The sequence below is a fragment of the Methylobacterium sp. 88A genome (assembly GCF_000376345.1).
GTDB classification, from domain to species: Bacteria; Pseudomonadota; Alphaproteobacteria; order Rhizobiales; family Beijerinckiaceae; genus Methylobacterium; species Methylobacterium bullatum.
Map to the genome: position 1 here is coordinate 24,451 of NZ_AQVT01000001.1, position 25,788 is coordinate 50,238.

Consider the following 25,788-nt stretch of genomic DNA (forward strand, 5'->3'; position numbering starts at 1 on the left):
CAATGGAGAAGCGAGATGCTGCGACCCATCAATCCGCCCGGTCCCTCGATACCCGGCATCTCGCAGGCGATGCTGGTTTCAGAAGGCCGATTGCTCATCCTCTCGGGCCATGTCCCCTTCGACGGCACCGGCGAAGTGGTCAGCGGGGATCTGGCAACCCAGCTCGATCGGGTGTTCCAGAACATGCAGGCGACGCTTCAGGCGGCGGGTGCCGATTTCAGCGCCGTGGCGCGTCTCACGATCTATGTCCGGGACTATGATCCAAGCCAGCTACCGGTCATCCGGGCGGTGCGCGATCGCTGGATCAACGCCGAATGCCCCCCGGCCAGCGCATTGATCGGCGTTGCGGCGCTGGCATTCCCCGACATGTTGGTCGAGGTGGATGCGATGGCGTTCCTGCCCGCCTAGCCACGCCACTGTTGAGCGGCAGCGGCAGCGGCGTGGCGAAGCGGACCAACTGGGAAAAGCGGCGACGAGGAGGGGCGTCTCACGGCCCGGTCAGGCGGCCAGTACCGTGTTGCGTTCCACATGCAGCACCGCGCCGAAGGGATCGTTCGCGTCGAGGGTGTCGGCACTCGGCAGGCAGACGATGAGGCCGCGACCGGCCCTCGCCGCGCGCAGGCTGGCGAGGCGCTCCCGGATCTCGGCGGACTTGCCGTCGTCGAGGGCGATGGCGACGACGACGATGTCCGGCTTGCGCACGAGGCAGCGGGCGAGGTCGATGCCGATGCGCTCGCGCGAGCCGATGGCGTTCTCTCCGAGGCTCGCCCCGCCGCCGCCCATGCCCGGCTCCACGCGGCTGGCGAGGCCGAGCCGGTAGACGGCGGATTCAAGATGCTGCTGGACGAGGACGCGGCGCACCAGCGCCCGCACACGCTGTTCGGCCCCCGCCTCCTCGCCGTTGATCCGGCCGAACAGCAGGTTCTCCTCCAGGCTGGCGGCCGGGTTGAGCCGGGTGGGATCGTAGAACTCGACGCTCGCGCGCAGGCTCTGCGGCATCAGCCGGGCGAAGGAATGGCGCGCGGCGACGATGCGGTCCTCGAAGGCGGCGTCGATCAGGCCGAACCGGTGCCGGGTCTCGCTGTAGCGGAGCGCCAGCCCGATCAGGCGCTTGCGGTCGCGCTGTCCCGCCGGTCCCCGGCGCCAGCCCTTCGCTTCGGGCTGGCGGCTGACGAGATCCTCGAAGAATCCGCGCTCGGCCGCGGGAAACAGTGAGAACGCATCGAAGAGGGGGTGATCGTCCGGAAGGTCGGCGAAGATCTCGATGGTGCTGCGCGCCACCTGCAGCCCGATCTCGGTGAAGGGCCGGGTCAGGTCCTCGGCCTCCAGCACCGCGCGCAGGTAGGGATGGGCGGCGATATGGCTGCCGGAGAAGGCGGAACCCACGGCCTCGCCGAACAGGATGTTCTCGCCCACCGTCGCCTGATGGTTGTAGCGGGCAGGATCGAACGGCTCCACCAGCCGCGCCGCCTTGTCCGCCACCAGGGCCTCGCGCACGGCGTGGCGGGCGGCGACGATCGTCTTCGCGACGGCCGGCTCGGCCGCCGGATCCACGGTGCCTTCGAGGCCGCGCGCATAGACGAAGGCGTCGAGCCCGGTCAGGCGCAGCACCTCGATGAGGTCCGTCTCCGAGGGACGCTCTTGCCGCGCCGCGCCGTAGAGGATGTTCTGCTCCAGCGTGCCCTCGATCAGGATCGCCTCGGCGCCCGCCAGGGCGATGTGGCTGGCCCGCTCGGCCGGATCGAGGCTGCGCAGGTCGATCCCGTCATAGGTCACCGACCCCGCCGTGGGTTCGAGCTGGCCGGCCAGCAGGGCGGCCAGCGCCCGCGCGCCGCTGCCGCGTTCGCCAACGATGGCAAGGTGAGAGGGCATTGCCACGGTGACGTCGACACCGGTGAGGCGCTCCCCGCTGGCGGGATCGTAGACGCCGACCCCGGACGCGGCGAGCGTCCCGCCCTTCGGCAAGGCGGCGAAGGGCCCGGGCCTGTAGCCGCCGCGACTTTCGAGGGAGACGAGGGTCGCTGCGAGATCGCGGAAGACCGGGGACACCCCCTCGTGGATCGAGCGCAGGCGCAGGGTCACCGCCAGGGCGAGGACGGCGAGGGCGAAGCCACCGCCGGCCGCCACCAGGGCGCCGGGCGCCACGGGAGGCGCCGTGCCGCTCTCGCCGCGCCACAGAGCCACGGCCAGCATGATGGCGGGCAGCAGGACGCCGAGGGCGAGGGAGGGCGCCCGCGCGAAGGCGAGGGAGGATTCGGCGGACGCGAGGGCATCGCGGATCGCCGCCCCCCTGGCCGCGAGACGGTCGCGCTCGAACGCCTCGGCCCCATGGGCACGCACCGCCGGGACCCGCCGGATGAGGTCGGAGAGGAACCGTTCCGCCGAGACGCCGGAACTGAGGCGCAGGATCGTCCGCTTGCGGGTGCGGCGGAGGATCAGGAGGCGGGCGAGGGCGGCGGCGAGAAGGCCCACCGCCACCGTCGGCACCAGCCTCGGGGCAGCGAGGCCGGCCATGGCGAGGGCCAGGATGATGGTCGCCAGAGCGGTGACCGGGACGACGATGCCGAGGCCGAACAGGGTGTCGAGCCGCGCCAGCATCGCGCCCACATGCTGCGCCAGGCTGCGGGCCTCGTCCCGTGCGGCCGTGGGGGCGTGCAGGATCGCCGTGGTCACCCGTTCGTTGAGGAGACGGATCGTCCGGGACTGGGCGGAGAAGCACAGGCGGGCCACGATCCAGCCCAGGGCCGCCGCGAGCATGGCGACGGCGGCGAGGCCGGTCAGCGCCCACAGGATCACGTCGACGGGCGGAAGGGGCCAGCCGGAGACGGCCACCAGGGCCGGCTCACCGGCCGCGTTCCAGGGCCGTTCCATGGCGATCCGGAGGAAGGGAACGGTCTGCGCCGGTGCCTGGACCAGGACGCTCACGAGATCGCGCAGGCAGAGCAGGGCGAACAAAGCGAGGGGAAGGCCGATCCCCAAGGTCAGGGCGATGGCGGAAACCTGGAGTGTCCGCGCCGACTTCCAGGCGAAGGCGATCGGATCACGATCCATCGACGTTTCCCTCCGGCGGCCCGCGCCGGGTACGGTCCATCATCCGAGGTCGGCTTAGAGGATCGCCGCCGGGCAGGGAAGGCGCGAGTCCGCCGGTGAGGAATCTTGTCGTGTCGCCCGGCACATGCGCCTCCGCGGTTGTCGGCCGTGCCAAACACTCCTAGGTTTGTGTCTCCCCGGCGTCCTCGGCGCCCGCTCCCCCCACAGCCCGCTTTCTCGTCGCAAGCGCATCGCCAGAAGCTGCAAGATTTTCCATGTGCGAATTGCTCGGCATGAGCGCGAACGTGCCCACCGACATCCGTTTCTCCTTCGCGGGCCTCGCCCGGCGCGGCGGGGAGACCGGGCCTCACGCCGATGGATGGGGCATCACCTTCTACGAGGGGCGGGGGGCGCGCGCCTTCCACGAGCCCGAGCCGAGCGCGCGCTCGGTTCTGGCCAAGCTCCTGCGCGACTACGCGATCAAGAGCCGGATCGTGATCGCGCATGTGCGCAAGGCCAATCGCGGCCGGGTCGGGCTCGAGAACACCCATCCGTTCAGCCGCGAGCTCTGGGGACGGCGCTGGACCTTCGCCCATAACGGCCAGCTCAAGGGCGTGAAGAAGTGGCCGCTGACCTGGTTCAAGCCGGTGGGCTCCACCGACAGCGAATACGCGTTCTGCTGGATGCTCGACCGGCTGCAGGCCCGCTATCCGAGCCTGCCGAGCCCGGCGCGGCTCGACAACGCCGTCGCTGAACTCTGCGCCGAGTTGCACGGGCTCGGCGTGTTCAACATGCTGCTCAGCGACAGCCGGACGCTCTATGCCCATTGCGGCAAGCGCCTGTGCTACCTCACCCGCTGCGCGCCCTTCGGCACCGCGACCCTGATCGACGAGGATTGGCACGTGGATTTCGCGCAGGAGACGCGGACCGACGACGTGGTGACCGTCATCGCCACCAAGGCGCTCACCCGCGACGAGTGCTGGACCGATGTGGAGCGCGGCCACATGCTCTCCCTGCGCGACGGCATCGTCCGCATCGTCAAGCCGGGCGCGCAAAAGCCGGTGCGGGTTCCGCCGCCGTGCTCCGGCGTCGGGCGTCCCGACGGTCAGACCGGCCAGGCCGCCTCGCGGTAGGCCCCGTCCCAGAACATCCATTCGAGCTGGGTCGCGCGGGTGAAGGCGCGGTGCATCCGCTCTCGCAGCGAGGGCGAGACATCCCGCGCGGCGGCGTCCGTGGCCGCGATCATCTCGGCGACGGCGGCGCCGAATTCCTCGCCCGCGTAGGTGTCGATCCAGGCGGCGTAGGGATTGCCGGCGCTCGCCCGCGACAGGATGTCGGTGCCGATTTCGGCATAGATCCAGAAGCATGGCAGCAGGGCCGCGACCAGCACTTCGTAGGGTTCGCCGTAGGCCGTGGCGAGGAGATACGAGACGTAGTGGTCGCAAGGGGGCGACAGCGGCGTGGCGGCGAAGGTCTCCGCCGAGATGCCGTAATCCCGGAAGAAGCCGCCATGGAGGGAGCGCTCGACCACGATGGCCGTCTCGGCGGCTTTCGCGAACTGCACGATGCCCTCGGGCTCGGGCGATTTCGCCGCGGCCAGTGCCAGCGCCCGGCCGAAGCCGATGAGGTAATGCGCGTCTTGCAGGATGTAGTGGCGAAAGCGGGCCTCGCCGAGGGTGCCGGCGGCGAGTTCGGCATTGAATGGCATCGTCCGGATGGCCTCGTAGGCCGCCGCGTTCCGTGTCCAGGCTTCGGCCGAGAAGCCGTTCTCGTCGACGGGGCGGATCATGAGCGCGGACCTTCCAGGGTGAGGCTGACCCCGTGGCGGGCACGCTGGCCGGGGGCGATGAGGCGCTGCGAATCCCGGCGGGTCAGGTCGCCGTCGAAGCCGGCCCAGTCGGCGTAACCGGTCCAGCATTCCAGGGACAGGAACGGCGCGGTGGGCTTCGTCCAGATGGCGAGGTGCGGGAAGTCCGAGACGTTCATGCGGATGGCGCTGCCATCGGGCGCGGTGAAGCGCATCCGCGCGCTCGCCGCATCGCGCAGGACGATGGCCTCGGCGAAGAGATCGGGATCGAGGGGCAGGATGCGACCTTCGAGGGGGAACGGGCGTTCCTGGCGCAGGAGCAGGCCGCCATCCCCCACCTCGGGCGCCATCGCCCGTTCGGGGTGCTCGAACTCCACCGCGTAGCCGCCTCCGGCCTTGCGCTCCCCGCCGGCGAAGGGCCAGGGGAAGGCCGGGTGGAAGCCCAGGGCGTAGGGCAGGGCCGTCTCGCCGGTATTCTCGATCCAGATCTCGAAATCGAGATGGGCCGGGCCGACCCGCGTGGTGATGTCGAGCTGGAACGGATAGGGGTAGCGGGCGCGCGTCGCCTCGCTCTCGGTGAGGCGCAGGGTGACGGTGTCGTCGCTCTGCGAAACGATGGCGAAGGGCAGGTCGCGGGCAAAACCGTGCTGGCCCATCGGATAGGCCGTGCCGTCCACCCGGGCCACGCCGCCGGACGAGGCGCCCACCACCGGGAAGAGCCAGGGCGCGTGCCGGTTCCAATGCGCCGGATCGCCGTTCCAGAGATAATCCCGGCCGCTCACCTGCCAGGAGACGGGCTCGGCACCGGACGACGAGATCACCGCCACGGTGCCGTCGCCGGCCTTGAGAGTGATGCGGTCGCTCATGTGGTCTTCCTCGGTGCTGTCACGCTCGGGGCTTTCACGCTGACGCGGTTGTGGCCGCAGGCTGAGCGCCGGTCCAGCCTCAACCGGGACGATTGAGCGTTCACCGTCGCGGAGAAATCCCTGCGCCGTGCGAAATTACCGATACGACCGCCCCGGCAAGTCAGGCATACAGTATTACGGTCAAGCTGATTCGGTCGGCCAAACCGGTTCCGTCTGGCTGAAACGTTCCCCATGGCCGACCTCCCGTCATGACGCTCACATCCCGTATCGTCGCGCTGGTCGTGCTCGCCCTCGTCCCCGCCATCGCGGTCCAGAGCTTCAACGAGCACGCGCTGCGCAGCGCCCGCGAGGATGCCGTGACGGCCTCGGCCCTGCGCAACGCCCGCGCGGTGGCGGAAGACCTCACTCAATTCGCCGGCGGCATGCGCCAACTCCTCGACATCCTCGCGGAGGCTCCGTTCATCCGCGACCAGGAGGCGGTGGGGTGCACCAGCTTCCTGCGCTCCATCATCCGCAAGCTGTCGGGGGCGACGATCCTCATCCTCGCGGATGCCGAGGGTCGTCTGGTCTGCAACAGCCGCGGGATGGAACGGGGCGCCTATTCCATCGGCGACCGGACCTATTTTCAGAAGGCTATGGTGTCGGGCGTGCCGGTGATCGGCGAGTACGTGCTCGGTCGCGGCAGCGGGGTTCCCACCATTCAGTTCGCCTATCCGATCCGGGATTCCGACGCCAAATCCTCCGGCCTGCTCATCTTCGGCTTCGATCCCGCCTGGCTCGGTGACCGCCTGGCCCATGCCGGCCTGCCGAAGGACGCCGCCGTCACGGTGGCCGACCGGAGCGGCACCATCATCGTCCAGAATCCCGACCTTGGCACCTGGGTCGGCAAGGCGCTGCCGGCGGCCTTCGCGTCCGACCTGAGCAAGGCGGATTCCGAAGGAAGCATCGGGGAGATGCCCGGTCTCGATGGCGTGCGCCGCATCACCGGCGTGGTCCATCCCGGCGGCGCCCTCGACGGAATGACCGTCGCCGTGGGCCTCGCCCGTGACACCGCCTTCGCCGATATCGACGCGGCGACGCGGCGCGGCGTGATCCTGATCTTCCTCGGGACGCTGGTCGCCATCGTGGCGGCTCTGATCGGCGGCCGCGTCTTCATCCGCAAGCCGGTGCGGCGGCTGTTGAAGGCGTCCCGCGCCTGGCGTTCCGGCCAGCTCTTCGCCCGGTCGGGCCTGACGGGCCGGTCCGAATTCGGACAGCTCGGCCAGGCCTTCGACGCCATGGCCGCCACGCTGGAGACGCACGAGGAGGGGCTGCGGGCCGAGCTCGAACGCACGCGCAGCCTGCAGGAGCAGCAGGTGACGATGATGCACGAGCTGAACCACCGGGTGAAGAACACCCTCGCCACGGTCCAGTCCCTCGCCCGGCAATCGCGCGGCGGCGAGGAGCAGGCGGCGCAACTGGAAGGCCGCATCCTCGCCCTGTCGAAGACCCACGACCTCCTGACCCGCGACGACTGGACCGGCGCGCCGCTCCGCGCCGTGCTCGAGAACGAGCTCAGCCCCTACCGCAGCTCGGCGGACCACATGGAACTCGTCGGCCCCGATATCGACCTGCCGCCGCGCTACGTCCTGGCCCTGGGGATGACCGCGCATGAACTCACCACCAACGCGGCGAAATACGGCGCCCTGTCCGGCAACCAGGGCCGCCTGTCGGTGATCTGGCGCGTCACCGAGGACGGCATCGGTGGGCGGCGGCTGGAAATCGAGTGGCGGGAGCGCGGCGGCCCGGCCGTGTCGCAGCCGAAGCGCCGCGGCTTTGGCACCCGGCTCATCACCGGCGGCATTGCCCGTGAACTCGCGGGCTCGGTCGAGCTCGATTTCCAAGCCGAAGGCCTGCGCTGCCGCATCGACGTCCCCATCGAGACCGCGCCGACGGTCCGCTTCCACTGAACTTTCGAGACCAAGCCTCGATGCGCCCAACCCATGGATGGGGCTCATAGAATCCCCGTTTAAAGAGCTTGCTTGATCTGATTTCTCGGCGGATGCTCATGCCGAAGTCGATCATCCAATCAGCCCCCTCATCCTGAGGCGCCCGCGTCAGCGGGCCTCGAAGGAGCTCTCCAGTCATCGCGCGATCTCTGGAAGCCTCCTTCGAGGCCGCTACGCGGCACCTCAGGATGAGGCCAAGCCTTGGACAAACAGATCAAACAGGCTCTTCGCGAGCCCCTACTTGGCCGCGTTGGGGATGCCTTCGATCGGGCATTCCGGTGTGCCGAGATCGGGGCGGGTGATGGCGCGGACCGCCTCGCGGGTGCCGGCCGGGTCCTCGATCCAGCGCCGATAGAAATCGTACGGGCAATCGGCCTTGCCGGGCTCGTTTTCTTTCGAGTTGATCATGCCCGTATAGCCACGGTGCAGCAGCTTGAAGAGGTGGTTCTCCGACTGCATGTTGGCGCGGGCGTCGCGGATCAGGAACTTCGAGAGGGCGGCATATTGCACGCCCATTTCCTCGGTGCCGCATTCGCCCAGCGTCCGGCCGTCGAAGCCGATGATCGCCGAATGGCCGAAATAGCTATAGACGCCGTCGAAGCCGGCCGCATTGGCCACGGCGACATAGGTGTTGTTGGCGAACGCCATCGCCTTCGACATGAGGATCTGCTGCTCCTTGGCCGGATACATGTAGCCCTGGCAGCGGATGATGAGCTCGGCGCCCCGCATGGCGCAGTCGCGCCAGATCTCGGGGTAATTGCCGTCGTCGCAAATGATGAGGCTGATCTTGAGGCCCTTCGGCCCGTCCGAGACATAGGTGCAATCGCCCGGATACCAGCCTTCGATCGGGGTCCAGGGCATGATCTTGCGGTATTTCTGCACGATCTCACCCTGATCGTTCATCAGGATGAGGGTGTTGTAGGGCGCCTTGTTCGGATGCTCCTCGTGGCGCTCGCCGGTGAGCGAGAACACGCCCCAGACCCCCGCCTTCCGGCAGGCCTCGGCGAAGATCGCCGTCTCCTCCCCGGGCACGGCGGAGGCGGTCTCATACATCTCCTTGCCGTCATACATGATGCCGTGGGTCGAGTATTCGGGGAAGATCACGAGGTCCATGCCGGGCAGACCGGACTTCATGCCCACCACCATGTCGGCAATCTTTCGCGCGTTCTCCAGAACTTCGGCCTTCGTGTGGAGACGCGGCATCTTGTAGTTGACGACCGCGACGCCGACGCTGTCGTTGCTCGAGGAAATGTCGCCGTGCATCATCGGTGGGGTTCTCCTGTTGTTTGCGTCGCTTCTCCCCGCCAGGCGGGGAGAGGCGTGGGCGCCCAGCCGTCAGTGGCTGATCATCCACGGTCGCGCGTTGGGGAAGCTTTTCGCGGCCGCCGGTTGCTTGGTTTTCGAGGCCCCCGAGCAGCAGCCGCAGCCGGCCCCGTGCCCCGACGACTTGCGGGGCGCATGGGCGCTCCGCTCGTTGACCGCATGCGCCTTGCGCCGGCCCGCATCCATGGAGGCGAGGTTGGGCGCCGTGAGGAAGGCGCGGCCGCAGGACGAGCCGCAATCGGGGCAGTCATGCGGGTCCTTGAACTGAGCCATGGGGCGCAGCACCGTGAAGGGCCCGCAGGCGTCGCAGGCATAATCGTAGACGGGCATGGGGGCCTCTCGAAGGATCGACAATGGGCGACGCGACGGGGGCGACGTACTTCCCCCTCAAGGGCAGTCGGTTACACACGTCGCGCGCCTACCCTCCCCCTTGTGGGGAGGGATCGAGGGTGGGGGTTGTTGGGTGACCCTCGACCTCTGGAGGCTGGCGGAGCCACCCCCACCCCCACCCCTAACCCCTCCCCACAAGGGGGAGGGGGACGCGCTCGACTGAAGGGCAGAACCGCCTCTCACAGATCCGGCGAGAGCGGCATCTGGATCGAGCCGTCGATGTGCTTGATCGGCCCGTCGGCGCCGGGGTTGATGTCGAAGTCGAAGATCTTCGTGGGAATCCAGAGCGTGGCGCAGGCGTTCGGGATGTCGACGACGCCGGAGATGTGGCCCTGGACCGGGGCGGTGCCGAGGATCGAATAGGCCTGGGCGCCCGAATAGCCGAACTTCTTCAGGTATTCGATGGCGTTGAGGCAGGCCTGACGGTAGGCCACGGTCACGTCGAGGTAATGCTGCTTTCCGTATTCATCGACCGAGACACCCTCGAAGATCAGGTGGTCGTCGAATTTCGGCGTCATCGGCGACGGCTTGAAGATCGGGTTCTTGATCCCGTATTTCGACATGCCGTCCTTGATGAGACTCACCTTGAGATGGACCCAGCCCGCCATCTCGATGGCGCCGCAGAAGGTGATCTCGCCGTCGCCCTGGCTGAAATGCAGGTCGCCCATGGAGAGGCCGGCACCCGGCACGTAGACGGGGAAGTAGATCTTCGAGCCGCGCGACAGATCCTTGATGTCGCAATTGCCGCCATGCTCGCGGCCCGGCACCGTGCGGGCGCCTTCCGCCGCGGCCTTGTCCTTCGCCTCGCCCTTGAGCCGGCCCATATGGGCGGTGGGGCCGAAGGGCAGCGTGGCGAGCGCCGGCACCCGGCCGGGATTGGTGTCGTAGAGCGCCTTCTCGCGGGTGTTCCAGGTATCCAGCATCTTCGGATCGGGCAGGCAACCGATCAGTCCGGGATGGATCAGGCCGGGGAAGCGCACGCCGGGGATGTGGCGCGACTTGGTGAACATGCCCTCGAAGTCCCAGATCGACTTCTGGGCCTGGGGGAAGTGTTCGTCGAGGAAGCCGCCGCCGTTCTTCTTGGAGAAGAAGCCGTTGAAGCCCCACTGGCTCTCGGGCTTGGCGCCGATATCGAGGAGATCGACCACCAGGAGATCGCCGGGCTCCGCGCCCTCGACGCCGATGGGGCCGGACAGGAAGTGGACGATCGACAGGTCGATGTCGCGCACGTCGTCGGCGGAATCGTTGTTCTTGATGAAGCCGCCGGTCCAGTCATAGGTTTCGACGATGAAGTCGTCGCCGGGCTTGACCATGGCCACCATCGGAATGTCCGGGTGCCAGCGATTGTGGACCATGTCGTTGTCGTAGGCCGACTGCGTCAGGTCGACCTTGATCAGGGTCTCAGCCATATTTTGCGCTCCTCCAGAAAGTGGACGGCCGCTCGCATCGCGTATCCGGCGTTGCCCGGCCGCTCTCGTGAAAGCCTTAAGTTCCGCGCGTGCCGGAACGCGCTCTCCTCCCCCTTGTGGGGAGGAGCCGGAGGTGGGGGTGGTGTAGGATCGAGCTTCACGGTGCCTTCTGCACCACCCCACCCCTACCCCTCCCCGCAAGGGGGAGGGGAAACAGCGCCCCTTCTTCAGACCGAGAGGAAGCGGGCGACCTGCGCCTCGTCGATGTCGGCCCGCATCGCCTCGTGGACGATGTTGCCGTTCTCGATGACGAGGACCCGGTCGGCGACGTCGAGGGCGAAGCTCAGCACCTGCTCGGAGACGACGATGGAGAGGCCGCGCTCGTCGCGGATCTTCTTCAGGGTCCGTCCCATCTCGCGGATGATCGAGGGCTGAATACCTTCGGTGGGCTCGTCGAGGAGGAGCACCTTCGGCCGGCTCGCCAGCGCCCGTGCGATGGCGAGTTGCTGCTGCTGGCCGCCGGAGAGGTTGCCGCCGCGCCGGCCCTTCATCTCCAGCAGCACCGGGAACATCGTGTAGAGGTCCTGCGGGACCTTGCGTTCCTTGGTGACGGTCAGGCCCGTCTCGATGTTCTCCTGCACCGTCATGGCCGAGAAGATCATCCGGCCCTGCGGCACGTAGGCGAGGCCGCCCGCCACGCGCTGGTGGCTCTTGAGGGCGGTGATGTCCCGGCCGTCGACCGTGATGGTGCCGGACTTCACCGGGACGATCCCCATCAGGGTCTTCATCAGCGTGGTCTTGCCCATGCCGTTGCGGCCCATCACGGCGACGATCTCGCCGGGTGCGATGCTGATGTCGAGGCCGTGCAGCACCTCGCTCTGGCCGTAGGCCGAGTGGAGGTCGCGGATCGCCAGCATGGGCTGAGCCCCGAGAGCGGGCGCCGGCGAGAGGCTGGCCGAGGCGGAACTGGTCTGAAGCATGGCGCCGGTCCTGTTCAGTGGCCGAGATAGACTTCGATGACCTTCGGGTCGTTCTTCACCCGCTCCATCGAGCCTTCGGAGAGCACCTTGCCCTGGTGCAGCACGGTGACCCGGTGGGCGATGTCCTCGACGAACTTCATGTCGTGCTCGATCACCAGCACCGAGCGGCCGACGATGATCTGGTTGAGGAGTTCGGCGGTCTTGATGCGCTCGCCGACGCTCATGCCGGCCACCGGCTCGTCGAGCATCAGGAGTTCGGGGTCCTGGATCAGCAGCATGCCGATCTCGAGCCATTGCTTCTGGCCGTGGCTGAGAAACTCGGCCCGCTCCTTGAGCTGATCTTTCAGGAAGATCATGGTCGCGACTTCGTGGATGCGGTCGCGGACCTCGGCATCGCGTTTGAAGGTCAGCGCACCCCACACCGTGCGGCCGCGGGGGAAGGAGATCTCCAGATTCTCGAACACCGTGAGATCGTCATAGATCGACGGAGTCTGGAACTTGCGGCCGACGCCGGCCTGGACGATGGCGCTCTCCGAGATCTTGGTGAGTTCCTGGCCCTTGAACTTGATCGAGCCGGCGCTGGCCTTGGTGCGCCCGCAGATCAGATCGAGCACCGTGGTCTTGCCGGCGCCGTTGGGGCCGATGATGACGCGGATCTCGTTGGGATCGACGTAGAACGACACGTCGTTCACCGCCTTGAAGCCGTCGAAGGAGACGGTGAGGGCTTCCACCGAGAGGAGGAAGTCCTTCGCGTCGGGGGATTCACCGATGATCGGCGAGCTCAGGATGGCGGCGTTCATCGTCAGTCTCGCTCCTATTCGGCGGGGGTGCCGTGGGGGACGGGTCCGCCCGCCGGCGCCAGGGCCTTGACCTTGCGGGTCAGGCGCGGCTCGACGTAGCTGCGGTAGATGCCGGCGAGACCATTGGGGAAGGCGAGCACGACGGCGATGAACAGGGCGCCGAGGCCGAAGAGCCAGAGTTCGGGGAAGCTCTCCGAGAAGGTGGTCTTGGCCCAATTGACCAGAAGCGTGCCCCAGACCGCGCCGAACAGGGACAGGCGCCCGCCGACGGCGGCGTAGATCACCATTTCGATGGAGGGCACGATGCCGACGAAGGACGGCGACATGAAGCCGACCTGCAGGGTGAACATCGCGCCGCCGATGGCGGCGAAGCCGGCCGCGAGGCAAAAGGCGAAGACCTTGAATCCAGCCACGGAATAGCCCGAGAACCGGACCCGGTCCTCCTTGTCGCGCATGGCGAGGAGGATGCGCCCGAGCTTGGCCTTCTTCACGTATTGCGCCGCCAGGATGCAGCCGAGGAGCAGGCCGCCATTGACGAAGTAGAGGATGAACTTCGCGCTGTCGGTGCGGATGTCCCAGCCGTGCAGGGTGCGCAGGTCGGTGATGCCGTTGATGCCGCCGGTATAGCCCTGCTGGCCGACGATGAGGATCGTCAGGATGGCGGCGATGGCCTGGGTGATGATGGCGAAGTAGGTGCCGCCGACCCGGCGGGTGAACATCGCGAAGCCGATGATGAAGGCGAAGAACACGGGCACGGCCACGACGAGGATCAGCGTCAGCGGCAGGCTCTGGAACGGCTTCCACATCAGGGGCAGTTCGGTGATCTGGTTCCAGTCCATGAAGTCCGGGATGCCGGGCGTGGACTGGATCTTGGTGTTCTCGACGCTCGAGGCTTCGAGCTTCAGGTACATGGCCATGCAATAGCCGCCGAGCCCGAAGAACACGCCCTGCCCGAGGGACAGGATGCCGGCATAGCCCCAGCACATGACGAGGCCCAGCGCCACGAAGGCGTAGGTCAGGTACTTGCCGACGAGGTTGAGGCGGAACGCGTCGAGGGTCGCCGGCAGGACGAAGAGGATGAGGCCGGCGAGCAGCGCGAGGCTCACCCACTCCATCGGCTTCATGAAGGGATTGTCGTTCACGGTGAGCGACTTCGACAGGGTCTGGACGGGGCTTGTCATCGGGATGGCCTCCTCAGCGCCGGACCTTGAGGGTGAACAGACCCTGCGGGCGAACCATCAGGATCCCGACGACGGCGAGCAGCGTCAGAACCTTGGCGGTGGAGCCGGACAGGAAGAATTCGAGGGTCGACTGAGTCTGCGAGATCGAGAAGGCCGAGGCGATGGTGCCGAGGAGGCTCGCCGCGCCGCCGAAGACGACGATCAGGAAGGTGTCGACGATGTAGAGCTGGCCCGAGGTCGGCCCGGTGGAGCCGATCATGGTGAAGGCCGAGCCCGCCACACCGGCGATGCCGCAGCCGAGGCCGAACGTGTAGCGATCCACCTTCTCGGTATCGATGCCGACCGCGCCCGCCATGGGGCGGTTCTGCATCACCGCGCGGACCTGCTGGCCGAAGCGCGAGCGGTACATCAGCAGGCCGACGCCGACGGTGATGAGGGTGGTGATCGCCATCACGAACAGGCCGTTGATCGGCACCTCGATCGTGTCGGTGACCTGGACCGAGCCGATGAGCCAGGAGGGCAACTCGACGCCGACTTCGCGCGCGCCAAAGATGGTGCGGTAGGCCTGCTGCAGGATCAGCGAGAGGCCCCAGGTGGCGAGCAGCGTATCGAGGGGGCGCTTGTAGAGATGGCGGATGAGCGTCCATTCGACGATCATCCCCAGGGCTCCCGAGGCCAGGAAGGCCAGGATCATCGCCACGAAGAAGTAGACCCCGAACAGGCCGGGCAGGTGGGTCTGGAAGAAGGTCGAACACAGATAGGTGACGTAGGCGCCGAGGATCATGAACTCCCCGTGCGCCATGTTGATCACGCCCATCTGGCCGAAGATGACCGCGAGGCCGAGCGCCATCAGCACGTAGACCGAGAACAGGATCAGGCCGGCGAAACCCTGCATCGCGAAGATCGCGCCGAGATCTCCGAGTGAATAGTCACCGAGCATGTTTTCGACCTTCCGAAGAATCCGACGTCTGCTTTGCAAGCATTGGGCCGATCGGGCGTGGCGCGGTGCGACCCTGAAAGGGCAGGCTCTCTCCCCCCTCGCGGGGAGGGCCGGGGTGGGGGTGGCTCGCTGGTCTCCGCACCGGGAGGATCACCCAACCACACCCACCCCTAACCCCTCCCCACAAGGGGGAGGGGGGCGCAGTGCTACTGGTAGCCCTTCGGGAAGGGGTTCGGCTCGATGAGCGCGGGGCTCTCGTAGACGATCTCGAACTGGCCGCTCGGCAGGGCCTTGGCGACGCGGGTCTTCGACCAGAGGTGGTGGTTCGGGTGGATCTTGACGTAGCCCTCGGGGGCTTCCTTGAACTCGATGTCGGCGGAGGCCGCGACCACCTTGTCGACATCGAAGGAGCCGGCCTTCTCGCAGGCCATCTTCCACAGGAACGGGCCGAGATAGGCGGCCTGGGTCACGTCGCCGATGACGGTCTTCTCGCCCCACATCTTGTGGAAGGCGGCCACGAACTTCTCGTTGTTGGCGTTCTTGAGCGACTGGAAGTACTTCATGCAGGAATAGGCTCCCGCGATGTTGTCGCCGCCGATGCCGTCGATCTCGTCTTCCGTGACCGAGATGGTCAGCAGGGTCTGCTTGTTGAGGTCGATACCGGCCGCCTTGAGCTGCTTGTAGAACGCCACGTTGGAACCGCCGACGACGTCGGTGAAGATCACGTCGGGCTTGGTCAGCTTGATCTTGTTGATGACCGAGTTGAACTGGGTGTGGCCCAGCGGGAAGTATTCCTCGCCGACGACCTTGGTCTTCAGTACGTTCTCGATGTGCTTGCGGGCGATCTTGTTCGAGGTGCGCGGCCAGATGTAGTCCGAGCCGATGAAGAAGAACGTCTTGGCGCCCTTCTCCTTGGTCACCCAGTTGAGCGATTCGAGGATCTGCTGCGTGGCTTCCTGGCCGGTATAGATGACGTTCTTGGACTGCTCCAGGCCCTCGTAGAAGGTCGGGTAGTACAGCAGGCCGTTATACTGTTCGAATACAGGGAGCGCGGCCTTGCGCGAGGCGGAGGTCCAGCAGCCCATCACGGCGGCGCAATGGTCGTTGACGAGGAGCTTCTTGGCCTTCTCGGCGAAGGTCGGCCAGTCGGAGGCGCCGTCCTCCTGGATCACCTTGATCTTGCGGCCCAGCACGCCGCCCATCTCGTTGATCTGCGCGATGGCGAGCTTCTCCGCCTGGATCGATCCGGTCTCGGAGATCGCCATGGTGCCGGTGGCGGAATGGAGGATGCCGACGGTGACTTCGGTGTCGGTCACCGCGAGGCCGGTGGTGTTCACCGCCGAGGTCGGAGGGGCCGCAGCGAAGGCGCTGCGCGGCATCAGGGCCATGGCCGGAATGCTCGCCAGACCCATGAGAAGTTTGCGACGGAGGGCCGAGTGCGGTCCGTGCTCGTTGTCGGCTGCCATCCTGCGTGAACCCCTTCCAGGAAATGTCCCGCCGGCTCCTGCATAAGGCGGGCCGTTGCGGATGGCGGAAGCTAGGCGTGATGGCGCGGCGCAGCATATACGCTGTTTTGCGTAGGGAGGGAGGTTGTGCGCCCCGCCTCTCGCCCCCTTCGGAGTATCGTCTTCCCTGTGCGAGGCATGCCTTCCCTGTGGAGCAGGGCCTCGACGCGGCTCTCCTGGTGTACCAATGTCTCCCGGCCCCGCGGCACGGGGATTGCTGATCGACCGCCGTTTGCCCGTGACCCCATGCGGGCCGGCCCTTCCCCCCACGTGACGCCGACCGGGCAGACTGAACGACCCCATGAGCGGCCGCCAGCAGATTCCCCCGATCCGGCGAGCCTATAACCGCTTCGTCGCGGACGAGACCCTCGAAGATTACGCCCTTCGCTTCACCGCCAAGAAGGCGCGGCGCTGGTCGAGCCTGCGGGTTGCGCAGACGGCGCTCGGGTCGCTGTCGTTCCTGGCGCTAGAGGCGATCGGCGGCACCCTGGTCCTGGCCACGGGCTTCACCAACACGGCGGCGGCGGTGCTGTTCGTGGGCGTGCTGATCTTCGCCACCGCCGTGCCGATCAGCCTCTATGCGGCGCGCTACGGCGTCGACATCGATCTCCTCACCCGCGGGGCCGGCTTCGGCTATCTCGGCTCCACCATCACCTCGCTGATCTATGCGAGCTTCACCTTCCTGTTCTTCGCCATCGAGGCGTCGATCATGGCGCTGGCGCTGCAACTCTGCCTCGGCCTGCCGCTCTGGATCGGCTATATCGTCAGCGCGGTCGTGGTGATTCCACTGGTCGTCTACGGGATCAGCCTGATCAGCCGGTTCCAGATCTGGACCCAGCCGCTCTGGATCGGGCTCAACCTCCTGCCGCTCGGCTTCATCGCGTGGAAGGGCGGCCCCGCCCTCAGTAACCTCCTGTCCTATCCGGGAGCGTCGGAAGCCGTCGGCTCGATCTCCACATTCATGGGCTACCCGATCTCCGGCTTCGACCTCGCCCAGTTCGGCCTCGCCTCCGGCATCCTCCTCGCGCTGCTGGCGCAGATCGGCGAGCAGGTGGATTTCCTCCGATTCGTGCCGCCGGCCGAGACGTCCGAATCGGGGAGCAATCCGCGCTGGTGGCTCGCCGTGCTCGGGGCCGGGGCGGGCTGGATCCTGCCCGGCATGTTCAAGATCATGCTCGGGGCCTTCCTGGCGGTGTTGGCCCTGGGACAGGGCGTGCCGCACGAACAAGCGGCCGAGCCGACGCAGATGTACGTGGTCGCCTTCGGCCACGTCATGCCCTCGCGGGAGGGGGCGGTGCTCCTCACCGGCCTGTTCGTGGTGATCTCGCAGCTCAAGATCAACGTCACCAACGCCTATGCCGGCTCCATCGCCTGGTCGAACTTCTTCTCGCGCCTCACCCACAGCCATCCCGGCCGCGTGGTCTGGCTCGTCTTCAACGTGGCCATCGCGCTGCTGCTGATGGAGCTCGGCATCGACAAGACCCTCGCCAGCACGCTCTCGCTCTATGCGGTGGTGGTCTCGGCCTGGGTCGGCGCGCTCTCGGCGGATCTCGCCGTCAACAAGCCCCTCGGCCTGTCGCCGCCGGGGATCGAGTTCAAGCGCGCGCATCTCTATGCCGTGAACCCGGTCGGCACGGGGGCCTCGGCCCTGGCGCTGCTCGCCGGCTTCCTCGCTCATGCGGGCCTGCTCGGCGCGGGACTTCAGAACTTCGCGCCGCTGCTCTCCCTCGTCACCGCCTTCGCGGCGGCGCCCGCCATCGCCTTCGCCACCGGCGGACGCTACTATCTCGCGCGGCCCGCCATCGCCGATTGGGGCGCCCGCGCGGAGATCCAGTGCACCGTCTGCGAGCATCCGTTCGAGGGCGAGGACATGGCCCGTTGCCCTGCCTATGCCGGGCCGATCTGCTCGCTCTGCTGCTCGCTGGACGCTCGCTGCGGCGACCTGTGCAAGCCGCATGGCCGTCTGGAGGCACAGGCCCAGAGCGCGCTGACCCGGATCATGCCGGCCAAGACCGCCGCCTGGATCGGGGCGCCTCTCGGGCGCTACCTCGCCCTGATGCTCACGCTGGTCTCGGTGATCGGGCTGATCCTCGGGATCGTCCATGCCGGCATCGCCACCGCCCAGCCCGAGCATGGCGAGACCCTGCGCGCCGCGCTGACCAGCGTGTTCTTCATCCTCGTGGTCATCCTCGGCATCGTCGCCTGGCTGTTCGTCCTCGCCCAGGAGAGCCGTCGCGTGGCGCAGGAGGAGACCGCCCGCCAGACCGCCCTCTACGAGGCCGAGATCGAGGCCCACAAGATCACCGACGCCAAGCTGCAGCAGGCCAAGGAGACGGCCGAGGCCGCCAACCTCGCCAAGAGCCGCTACGTGGTGGGCATGAGCCACGAGCTGCGCACGCCTCTCAACGCCGTCCTCGGCTACGCGCAACTGCTGGAGGGGGACGACGACATCCCCGCTCCGCGCCGCAACGGCATCCGCGTCATCCGGCGCAGCGCCCAGCACCTGTCGGGCCTGATCGACGGCCTCCTCGACATCTCCCGCATGGAGGCGGGGCGCCTCCAGATCCACCGCAACGAGTTCCGCCTCGCCGAATTCCTGGACCAGATCGTCGACATGGTCCGGCTCCAGGCCAACGCCGCCGGCCTCGAATTCCGATTCTCGCGCCCGCCCGTGCTGCCGGCCGTGGTGGCGGCGGACGAAAAGCGCCTGCGCCAGATCCTGCTCAACCTCCTCTCCAACGCGATCAAGTTCACGGAAACCGGCTGGGTCGCCCTGGAAATGACCTATCGTAGCCAGGTCGCGGTGTTCTCGATCCGCGACAGCGGCCTCGGCATTCCCGAGGGCGACCTGCAGCGGATCTTCGGGCCCTTCGAGCGCGGCTCGCTGCCCGCCGCCCGCAACACGCCGGGAACCGGGCTCGGGCTCACCATCGCGCATCTCCTCGCCCAGGTGATGGGCGGCGAGGTCACCGTGGAGAGCGAGGTCGGCCGCGGCACCTGCTTCAGCCTCCGGCTCATGCTGGCCTCGGTGCACCGCCCGGCCGGCCCCAAGCCCGCCGAGCCGTCCGAGCGCGCCGCCGGCAGCCGGCGGGAGAGGCCGGTCCATGTCGGGCCGCCGCGCGTGGTGCTGGTGGCGGACGACGATGCCGCGCATCGCGCCCTCATGCGCGAGGTGCTCGAACCGCTCGGCCTCGTCGTGCTGGAATCCCCCGACGGCCCGCATTGCCTGAACCTGGCGATGGAGCGGCGGCCCGACATCATCCTCCTCGACATCGCCATGCCGGGGATGAGCGGCTGGGCGGTGGCCAAGGCCCTGCGCGACGGCGGGTTTACCTCTCGCATCGCCATCATGTCCGCCAACGTCCACGAGATCAGCCCGATCCGGGGCGACGACGCCCCGCATGACGAGATCATCCCGAAGCCTTTCGACCTGCGCGACTTCCTGGAGCGGATCGACCGGCTGCTGGCCCTGGGCCAGCCCGCCCCGCCCGCGCCCGCCTTGGCCGAGGCTCCGCCCCGGAGCGGACGAGGCGGCGAAACCCTGCGCCAGGACCACATCGCCGAGCTGATCCGCCTCGGCCGCATCGGCCATGTCCGCGGCATCGAGGCCAAGCTGACGGAGCTCGAAGGCCAGTCGGCCATGCCCGCCGAGATCGCCGCGCAGATGCGCGGGCTCGTCGCCTCCTACGACCTCCGACGCTATGTGCGCATCCTCGAAGGGATGCGCGATGGCTAACACGCAGCGCGACATCGTCCTCGTCGTCGACGATTCCCCCGAAACCCTGAGCTTCCTCACCGAGGCGATCGAGCGCTCCGGCGCCACCGTGCTGGTGGCGGTGGCCGGCGACCTCGCCTTGGCGTTGGTGGGGGAGATCACCCCCGACATCATCCTGCTCGATGCGATGATGCCCGGCATGGACGGGTTCGAGACCTGCCGCCGCCTGAAGGCGCGCAGCGACCTCGCCCTGGTGCCGGTGATCTTCATGACCGGCCTGTCCGAGACCGAACACATCGTGAAGGGCCTGGAGGCGGGCGGCAGCGACTACGTCACCAAGCCGATCGCCCCCGACGAGATCCTGGCCCGCATCCGCGTGCATCTGGCGAGCGCGCGGGCCGCGCAGAGCGCGCGGGCCGCCCTCGACACGACCGGCCGCACGCTTTTCGCTGTGGATCGCCAGGGCACCGTCCTGTGGAGCACCCCGCAGGCCGCCCGCGTGCTGGCCAAGCTCGGCGACGGGGGCTCGCGTCTGCCCGAGGCCGGCCGTGCCTGGCTCGCCGAACAGCTGAAGGGCGGCAACGCGGCCTCCGTCACGCTCCCCGATACGGAGGGCGCCGCCCATAGCCTCAGCCTGATCGGCACCACCGGCGACGAGGTGCTGCTGCGCCTCTCCCGCGACGCTTCCGCCAGCGGCGTCGAGCGCCTGCGCGCCAACCTGCCGATCACCGCCCGCGAGGCCGACGTGCTGTTCTGGTTGTCGCGGGGCAAGGCGAGCCGCGATATCGGCGACATCCTCGGCCTGTCACCGCGCACGGTGACGAAGCATCTGGAGAGCATCTACGCCAAGCTCGGCGTCGAGAACCGCACAGCCGCCTCGATGATCGCCTCCCGCTACATCGACGATCAGGCCTGACGTCAGCGCGCCGCTTCCGTCCTCGCGGATCGCGGCGGCGTCTCGGCGACGATGTGGAACGCCGCCGGGCGGCGGAACAGGAAGACGAGAGGCGTGTGGCGCACCACCCGTTCGATGGCGAGGGGGACGAGCACGGCGACGAGGGTCACGACGAGGCTGGCCAGCCCGATATCGGTGACGGCGCCGGTCTTCACGATCAGCGTCCGGGTCGCCGCCATGGGCAGGAAGAAGGCGAGGTAGATGACGATCGAGCGCTCGCCGCAGGCTCTGAGCGCCGCCGTCAAAGGCCCCCCGGCGAGGGTGAACAATGCGCCGACGGCCACGATGGCGAGCGCCCCGGCCCCGCCGAGGGCGAGGCTGACGAGGGGCAGGCTCGCCAGGGTGGGATAAGTCTCGTGGCCGGTGCCGGTGAAGGCGAAGAGGCCGTTCACCACGGCCCAGGCCGCGAGACCGCCGAGTGCGGCGCGGGGGCGGCGACGGACGAGGTCGGCGAACCGGAAGATCCGGGCCGCGAACAGGTAGCCGGCGACGAACCAGACGTAGCGGCCGCAGAATTCGGTGACGAGATCCGAGTATCCGTCGAGGGGAAGGCTCTGGAGCAGGGCGGCCCCGCCGAGGAGCAGCGCCGGATGCAGGCCCCGCAGGAGCTTCGTCAGCACCGAGAACACGGCGAGCAGATAGATGAACCAGAGGGTCGAATAGGGCTCCACCAGAGCGTGCGCGAGATGGGCGAGGAAGGCCCCCGGCCCGCCGCCGTCGACGATCTGGCCGTATTTCACCGTCGACTGGATCAGCACCCAGAGCAGGTAGAAATAGGCGAAGTGGACGACCCGCCGGTCGGCGAAGAGACGCCAGTCCCGGTCGATCACGCGGCCGACGAACAGGCCCGACAGCAGGAAGAAATCGGGAATGCGGAACGGCTTGGCGAAGGCGACGACCGTATGGAGGACGCCCTCGCCACCCATCTCGTTGCCGGTGCCGAGGGTCGAGTGCATCATCACCACGAGGACGATGCACAGGCCCTTGGCGACGTCGACCCAGGCGAGTCTCAGCCCCTCCTCGGTGCCGGGGCCTGGGATCTGGGTCGCTGGGGCCAAAGCTGCACTCCGTCGCAATCGGGGGACGAGCATGGCCGATCCGGGGTCGAGGCCGGCTGCCTGTGATGCAGCTTTCCTTGATCGATGCCGGATGCACGGTCAACGCGACGGCCCGGATGCCGGGCGATCCGCGGCGGACCCTTGAAGCGGGGCGCCGGGATGGCGGGGCGTCAGGAAACCTTGCGGCGCGAGAGCTTGCGAGCCCGCGTCATCCGCGTGGCGGCGTGGAAATCGTCCGGCTTGGTGCGCACCCAGGCGAGGAAGCCGCTGATCTCGGGGTCGGCCCGCAGAACCTCGATATCGGCCAGACGCCGGGCGATCTCGGCCTCGCTGTAGCGGGCGTGGATCGCCGAATGGCAGATCTGGTGCAGGCGGACGGTGCCGGCTTTCGCGCCGCCCTTCAGCTTGGGCGTGAGGTGGTGCAGGCTCGATTTGGCGCGCGGCGGGATCGGCCGTTCGCAGAGCGGGCAGATCGTTGGGCCGGACGAGCGGTTCTCCGTCTCCTCGTCCTCCCGCCATTGCCGGGCGCGCCGTCCCAAATTCCCCTCTCCCATCCTGCCGGTATCAACGCGGCAGCGCCGGACTGGGCTCGGCACTCCTGACGGGATGGAACGTCGCTTCCGCCTCCGCGTCGCGCTGGCCGAGGAGCGAGACGTGATCGCCCGGCACGGCGACGAAGCGCGCCCTGGTGCCGGCGAGGGCCGCGAGGTCGCGCCCATGCGCCACGGGGATGACGGGGTCGCCGGTGCCATGGACGATGAGGATGCGCCCCGCCGCCTCGCCGATGCGGCGATCCGAGCGCCAGGTATCGCGCAGGAGCAGTCGGGGCAGCAGAGGGAAGTGTTCGCCGACGAGGCGGGTGAGGGAGACGAAGGGCGCTTCGAGATAGAGGCCGAGATGCGGCTCGCGCGCGGCCACGGCCACGGCCACCGCCGCCCCCATGGAATGGCCGTGGAGCAGGATCGGTGCGTCCGGGGCGCGGTCTCGCACGAAGCGGTAAGCGGCCAGCCCGTCCTCGATGAGGCCCGCCTCGCTCGGTGAGCCGGTGGAGCCCGGATAGCCGCGATAGGCGATGGCGAGGGTGCCCCAGCCGGCGGCGCGCCAGACCCCGTTCGAGAACCGCGCGGCATGCGGTTCGGGCAGCGAGCCGTTGCCGTGGAAGGTCAGCACCACGCCGCGTCCGGGTTCCGGTGCCCGCCACAGGCCGTAGAGGCGGTGGCCGTCGGCCGTATTCAGCGTGACCGCCTCCGTCCCGGCCGGCACCCCGCGCACGCCCTCGCCGAAACCGGCCCCGAAAGCGCCGGGATAGATGAGATGACGCTGGAACAGGAACAGGGCGCCGAGGGCCGAGGCGGTGAGCCCGAGGGCGAGGAACAGGATGAGGCGGAGCAGGGTCATGCGGGGCGGGCTTGGCTCACGGAAGAGTGGATGAGAAGCGCCGTCGGGGACGGTGCGCTGTTGAGACCACCACCTTATCGTGTCATGCGCACGAAGCATCCCGCGTTGCGACAGTGCCGCGCGGGGGTGCGCGCGGAGGGAAGGCCGGGATCGTCACCCGCCGCCGCCCGTCCGTCGGTCCGAGGCTCCATCGGGGGTGAGATGTCGTCAGAGCTTCCGCCAAGCCAAGTTCGCGCCGCGACCCTTCCGGTCGGCCCGAGCGCGAACTTCCTGCTGATCGCCCTGATCTTCCTCGGGACCGGCCTCGCCATCGGCACCGGCGTCGTGGAGGGGTCCGGCGCGGCCTTCGTCTTCGTGATGGCGGGCTGGCTGCTCAGCCTGTGCCTGCACGAATTCGGCCATGCCTTCGTCGCCTGGAAAGGGGGCGATGCGGACATCCCGCAGAGCGGCTACCTCACCCTGGACCCGCGTCTCTACGCCGACGCGCTCTCCTCCATCGTCCTGCCGCTGCTGTTCACGATCCTCGGCGGGATCGGGTTTCCCGGCGGGCGGGTGTTCGTGAACACCCATCTCCTGCGCAGCAAGGTCTGGATCTCCGCCGTGTCGGCGGCCGGCCCGGCGATGAATGGCCTCGTCCTCCTCGCGCTGGCCCTGCTCTATTCCCTCACGGGCGAGGAATCCGACACGCTGCGGGCGGTGCTGGCCGTCTCCGCCCTGTTCCAGGGCACCGCCATCATCCTCAACCTGATGCCGCTGCCGGGCCTCGACGGCTACGGCATCCTTCAGCCCTGGCTCCCCGAGCCGGTGCGCCGCGTCGCCGACCAGGCGGCCCTGCACGTCAACCTGATCCTGGCGGGTCTCTTCCTGTTCTCCAGCGCCTTCGGCCCGGCGGTGTTCCGGGCGAGCCTCCTCCTCATCGGCCTTCTCGGCATCGAGATCGTGGACGCGCGCGTCGGCTACGGCCTGATCCGTCTCTGGTAAGGCGTCCGCGCCCGGCCTATGAGGCAGGGAGGGCGGTGCGGCCCACGGAGACGGCAATGGCCCTGAAGACGACGTTCGTGGTCCAGACCTTCGTGATCAAGCGCAAGCGCCTCGTGCCCGGCGACCGCGAGGTGGCGCCCACCGAGAGCGGCGCGCTGAAGAAGGCGGAGGCCATGTCCGGCCGCTTGCCCGGCACCGCCGCCCTGAAGGTGGTGGCCGACGACGAGACCGGCGAGCTCGAAAGCGCGACGATCCTCGGCCAGTTCGGTGAGGTGCCCGACGATTTCGCCGAAAGCCTCACCGGCGGCTGACAGGCTCACCAGCGGATGAGGGGCGGGCGCGCGTGAAAACCGCGCAGGCCGGCGGCGGCGGCAACGCACTCCCGCCTCACGCGTAGGTTTGGAGGTTGTTTCCAACCCCTGCAGCGACCGGGAGCCCCCGCCGATGAGACATAAACCCCTGCGCGAGCAGGTGATCGTGATCACGGGGGCATCGAGCGGCATCGGCCTCGCCACCGCCCGCATGGCCTCCGCGCGGGGCGCACGTGTCGTCCTCGCCGCACGGAGCGGGGATGTCCTCGCCGGACTCTGCGAGGAACTCGGAGGCCCCGGCCGGGCCGTCTCCGTCGTTGCCGATGTGGGGTCCCGCGAGGATGTCCAGGCCATCGCCGACGCTGCCATCGCCACCTTCGGCGGTTTCGACACCTGGGTGAACGTCGCCGGCCTCACCGTCTACGGGCCGCTCTCGGCAATCGCCCAGGAGGACCACGAACGGCTCATCCGGACGAACCTCTGGGGCACGGTGAACGGCTCACTGATCGCGGTCGAGCATCTGCGCCGGCGCGGGGGAGCGCTCGTCAATGTCGGCAGCATCGCCTCCGACCTCGCCTTCCCGTTCCAGGGCCTCTACGCGACCTCGAAACACGCGGTGAAGGGCTTCACCGACACGCTGCGCATGGAACTGATCGCGGAGGATGCGCCGGTCACCGTGACGCTGATCAAGCCCGCTTCCATCGACACCCCGCTCCCCGACCGCGCCCGCAACTACATGGACCGGCGCCCGACCCTGCCGCCGCCGATCTACCCGCCGGAGGAGGTCGCCAACGCGATCCTCCACGCGGCGGAGCATGGCCAGCGCGACATCATCGTCGGCGGCGGCGGCAAGCTGTTCGTCATGGGCAAGGACTTCGCGCCCGGCGCCTACGACCGGTTGGCCTCCGCCATCATCGCGCTCCAGCACCGATCCGAGCCGGCGGAGCATTCCGAGGGGGCCTTGTACGCTCCGCGCGGTGCCGGCGCGGTCAGGGGCTCGCCGCCGTTTCCCGTCATGCGATCGAGCGCCTATACCCGGGCGACACTCCATCCCCTCGTGACCCTGAGCGCGGTGGCGGGCCTGGCCGCCACCGCCGCCCTTCTCCTCGGCCGCAAGCCGTCCCCGCGAAGGCGGTCCTGAGATGGTGGGC

At 68.3% G+C, this 25,788-nt stretch carries 22 protein-coding genes; 8 read left to right on the plus strand and 14 right to left on the minus strand.

Annotated elements, in window-relative coordinates; genetic code table 11:
- Positions 1-15 precede the first annotated feature (15 nt).
- Positions 16-408, plus strand: a complete 393-nt coding sequence (locus A3OM_RS0100125) for a RidA family protein (RefSeq protein ID WP_018041694.1) — start codon at positions 16-18, stop codon at positions 406-408.
- Positions 409-498: 90 nt separating this feature from the next.
- Here A3OM_RS0100125 and A3OM_RS0100130 read toward each other — a convergent pair whose 3' ends face one another.
- Positions 499-3,051 carry an ABC transporter ATP-binding protein gene (locus tag A3OM_RS0100130; protein ID WP_018041695.1) on the minus strand — a complete coding sequence of 851 codons (2,553 nt, stop codon included), beginning with the start codon at positions 3,049-3,051 and terminating at the stop codon, positions 499-501.
- 254 nt (positions 3,052-3,305) lie between these two features.
- Between A3OM_RS0100130 and A3OM_RS23260 the strand changes: the two genes are divergently transcribed.
- Complete coding sequence (locus A3OM_RS23260) at positions 3,306-4,163, plus strand: class II glutamine amidotransferase (protein ID WP_051074292.1); 858 nt, start codon at positions 3,306-3,308, stop codon at positions 4,161-4,163.
- On the opposite strand, the gene A3OM_RS0100140 is transcribed toward A3OM_RS23260, so the two are convergent.
- Both A3OM_RS0100140 and A3OM_RS0100145 read right to left on the minus strand, forming a co-directional pair.
- The gene (locus A3OM_RS0100140) at positions 4,136-4,819 is read right to left on the minus strand and encodes a TenA family protein (protein WP_018041697.1); all 684 of its coding nucleotides are present in this window, start codon (positions 4,817-4,819) and stop codon (positions 4,136-4,138) included. The genes A3OM_RS23260 and A3OM_RS0100140 overlap by 28 nt on opposite strands.
- Positions 4,816-5,703, minus strand: coding sequence for an aldose 1-epimerase family protein (locus tag A3OM_RS0100145; protein ID WP_018041698.1), 888 nt, complete (start codon positions 5,701-5,703; stop codon positions 4,816-4,818). The genes A3OM_RS0100140 and A3OM_RS0100145 overlap by 4 nt, the downstream gene beginning before the upstream one ends.
- A gap of 248 nt (positions 5,704-5,951) precedes the next feature.
- Between A3OM_RS0100145 and A3OM_RS0100150 the strand changes: the two genes are divergently transcribed.
- On the plus strand, positions 5,952-7,652 hold the full coding sequence (locus tag A3OM_RS0100150) for an HWE histidine kinase domain-containing protein (RefSeq protein ID WP_018041699.1): 1,701 nt from the start codon (positions 5,952-5,954) through the stop codon (positions 7,650-7,652).
- Positions 7,653-7,928: 276 nt separating this feature from the next.
- On the opposite strand, the gene A3OM_RS0100155 is transcribed toward A3OM_RS0100150, so the two are convergent.
- The 8 genes from A3OM_RS0100155 to urtA all read right to left on the minus strand — a co-directional run bounded on the left by A3OM_RS0100155 (position 7,929) and on the right by urtA (position 16,180).
- A complete protein-coding gene (locus A3OM_RS0100155; protein ID WP_018041700.1) occupies positions 7,929-8,957 on the minus strand; it encodes an aliphatic amidase in 1,029 nt (342 codons plus the stop codon).
- A 69-nt stretch (positions 8,958-9,026) separates the two neighbouring features.
- On the minus strand, positions 9,027-9,344 hold the full coding sequence (locus A3OM_RS0100160) for a zinc ribbon domain-containing protein (RefSeq protein WP_018041701.1): 318 nt from the start codon (positions 9,342-9,344) through the stop codon (positions 9,027-9,029).
- 239 nt (positions 9,345-9,583) lie between these two features.
- Positions 9,584-10,813, minus strand: a complete 1,230-nt coding sequence (fmdA, locus tag A3OM_RS0100165) for a formamidase (RefSeq protein WP_018041702.1) — start codon at positions 10,811-10,813, stop codon at positions 9,584-9,586.
- Between the two features lie 227 nt (positions 10,814-11,040).
- On the minus strand, positions 11,041-11,730 hold the full coding sequence (urtE, locus tag A3OM_RS0100170; protein WP_026175570.1) for an urea ABC transporter ATP-binding subunit UrtE: 690 nt from the start codon (positions 11,728-11,730) through the stop codon (positions 11,041-11,043).
- Positions 11,731-11,807: 77 nt separating this feature from the next.
- Positions 11,808-12,593 carry an urea ABC transporter ATP-binding protein UrtD gene (urtD, locus tag A3OM_RS0100175; RefSeq protein WP_018041704.1) on the minus strand — a complete coding sequence of 262 codons (786 nt, stop codon included), beginning with the start codon at positions 12,591-12,593 and terminating at the stop codon, positions 11,808-11,810.
- A gap of 14 nt (positions 12,594-12,607) precedes the next feature.
- A complete protein-coding gene (gene urtC / locus A3OM_RS0100180) occupies positions 12,608-13,774 on the minus strand; it encodes an urea ABC transporter permease subunit UrtC (RefSeq protein WP_018041705.1) in 1,167 nt (388 codons plus the stop codon).
- A 13-nt stretch (positions 13,775-13,787) separates the two neighbouring features.
- Complete coding sequence (gene urtB / locus A3OM_RS0100185; protein ID WP_018041706.1) at positions 13,788-14,714, minus strand: urea ABC transporter permease subunit UrtB; 927 nt, start codon at positions 14,712-14,714, stop codon at positions 13,788-13,790.
- A gap of 206 nt (positions 14,715-14,920) precedes the next feature.
- Positions 14,921-16,180 (minus strand): urea ABC transporter substrate-binding protein, encoded by a 1,260-nt coding sequence (gene urtA / locus A3OM_RS0100190; protein WP_018041707.1) that lies wholly within the window; start codon positions 16,178-16,180, stop codon positions 14,921-14,923.
- Between the two features lie 340 nt (positions 16,181-16,520).
- On the opposite strand from urtA, the gene A3OM_RS0100195 reads away from it, so the two are divergent.
- Positions 16,521-19,955 (plus strand): ATP-binding protein, encoded by a 3,435-nt coding sequence (locus A3OM_RS0100195; RefSeq protein ID WP_018041708.1) that lies wholly within the window; start codon positions 16,521-16,523, stop codon positions 19,953-19,955.
- Positions 19,948-20,850 carry a DNA-binding response regulator gene (locus A3OM_RS0100200; protein WP_018041709.1) on the plus strand — a complete coding sequence of 301 codons (903 nt, stop codon included), beginning with the start codon at positions 19,948-19,950 and terminating at the stop codon, positions 20,848-20,850. Before A3OM_RS0100195 ends, A3OM_RS0100200 begins: the two co-directional genes overlap by 8 nt.
- 2 nt (positions 20,851-20,852) lie before the next feature.
- Here the strand turns inward: A3OM_RS0100200 and A3OM_RS0100205 are convergent, their stop codons facing one another.
- From A3OM_RS0100205 to A3OM_RS0100215, 3 genes are all read right to left on the minus strand, one after another.
- Complete coding sequence (locus A3OM_RS0100205; RefSeq protein WP_018041710.1) at positions 20,853-21,947, minus strand: acyltransferase family protein; 1,095 nt, start codon at positions 21,945-21,947, stop codon at positions 20,853-20,855.
- 170 nt (positions 21,948-22,117) lie between these two features.
- On the minus strand, positions 22,118-22,501 hold the full coding sequence (locus A3OM_RS0100210) for a hypothetical protein (protein ID WP_018041711.1): 384 nt from the start codon (positions 22,499-22,501) through the stop codon (positions 22,118-22,120).
- 10 nt (positions 22,502-22,511) lie between these two features.
- Positions 22,512-23,345 carry an alpha/beta hydrolase gene (locus A3OM_RS0100215; RefSeq protein WP_018041712.1) on the minus strand — a complete coding sequence of 278 codons (834 nt, stop codon included), beginning with the start codon at positions 23,343-23,345 and terminating at the stop codon, positions 22,512-22,514.
- Positions 23,346-23,546: 201 nt separating this feature from the next.
- Here A3OM_RS0100215 and A3OM_RS0100220 point away from each other — a divergent pair, with 201 nt between their 5' ends.
- The 3 genes from A3OM_RS0100220 (at position 23,547) to A3OM_RS0100230 (ending at position 25,778) form a co-directional block, all read left to right on the plus strand.
- Positions 23,547-24,326 (plus strand): site-2 protease family protein, encoded by a 780-nt coding sequence (locus A3OM_RS0100220; protein ID WP_018041713.1) that lies wholly within the window; start codon positions 23,547-23,549, stop codon positions 24,324-24,326.
- A gap of 56 nt (positions 24,327-24,382) precedes the next feature.
- Positions 24,383-24,637: a hypothetical protein gene (locus A3OM_RS0100225; protein WP_018041714.1), complete on the plus strand. Its 255-nt coding sequence runs from the start codon at positions 24,383-24,385 to the stop codon at positions 24,635-24,637.
- 133 nt (positions 24,638-24,770) lie between these two features.
- Complete coding sequence (locus A3OM_RS0100230) at positions 24,771-25,778, plus strand: SDR family oxidoreductase (RefSeq protein ID WP_018041715.1); 1,008 nt, start codon at positions 24,771-24,773, stop codon at positions 25,776-25,778.
- The last annotated feature ends 10 nt before the right edge of the window (positions 25,779-25,788 follow it).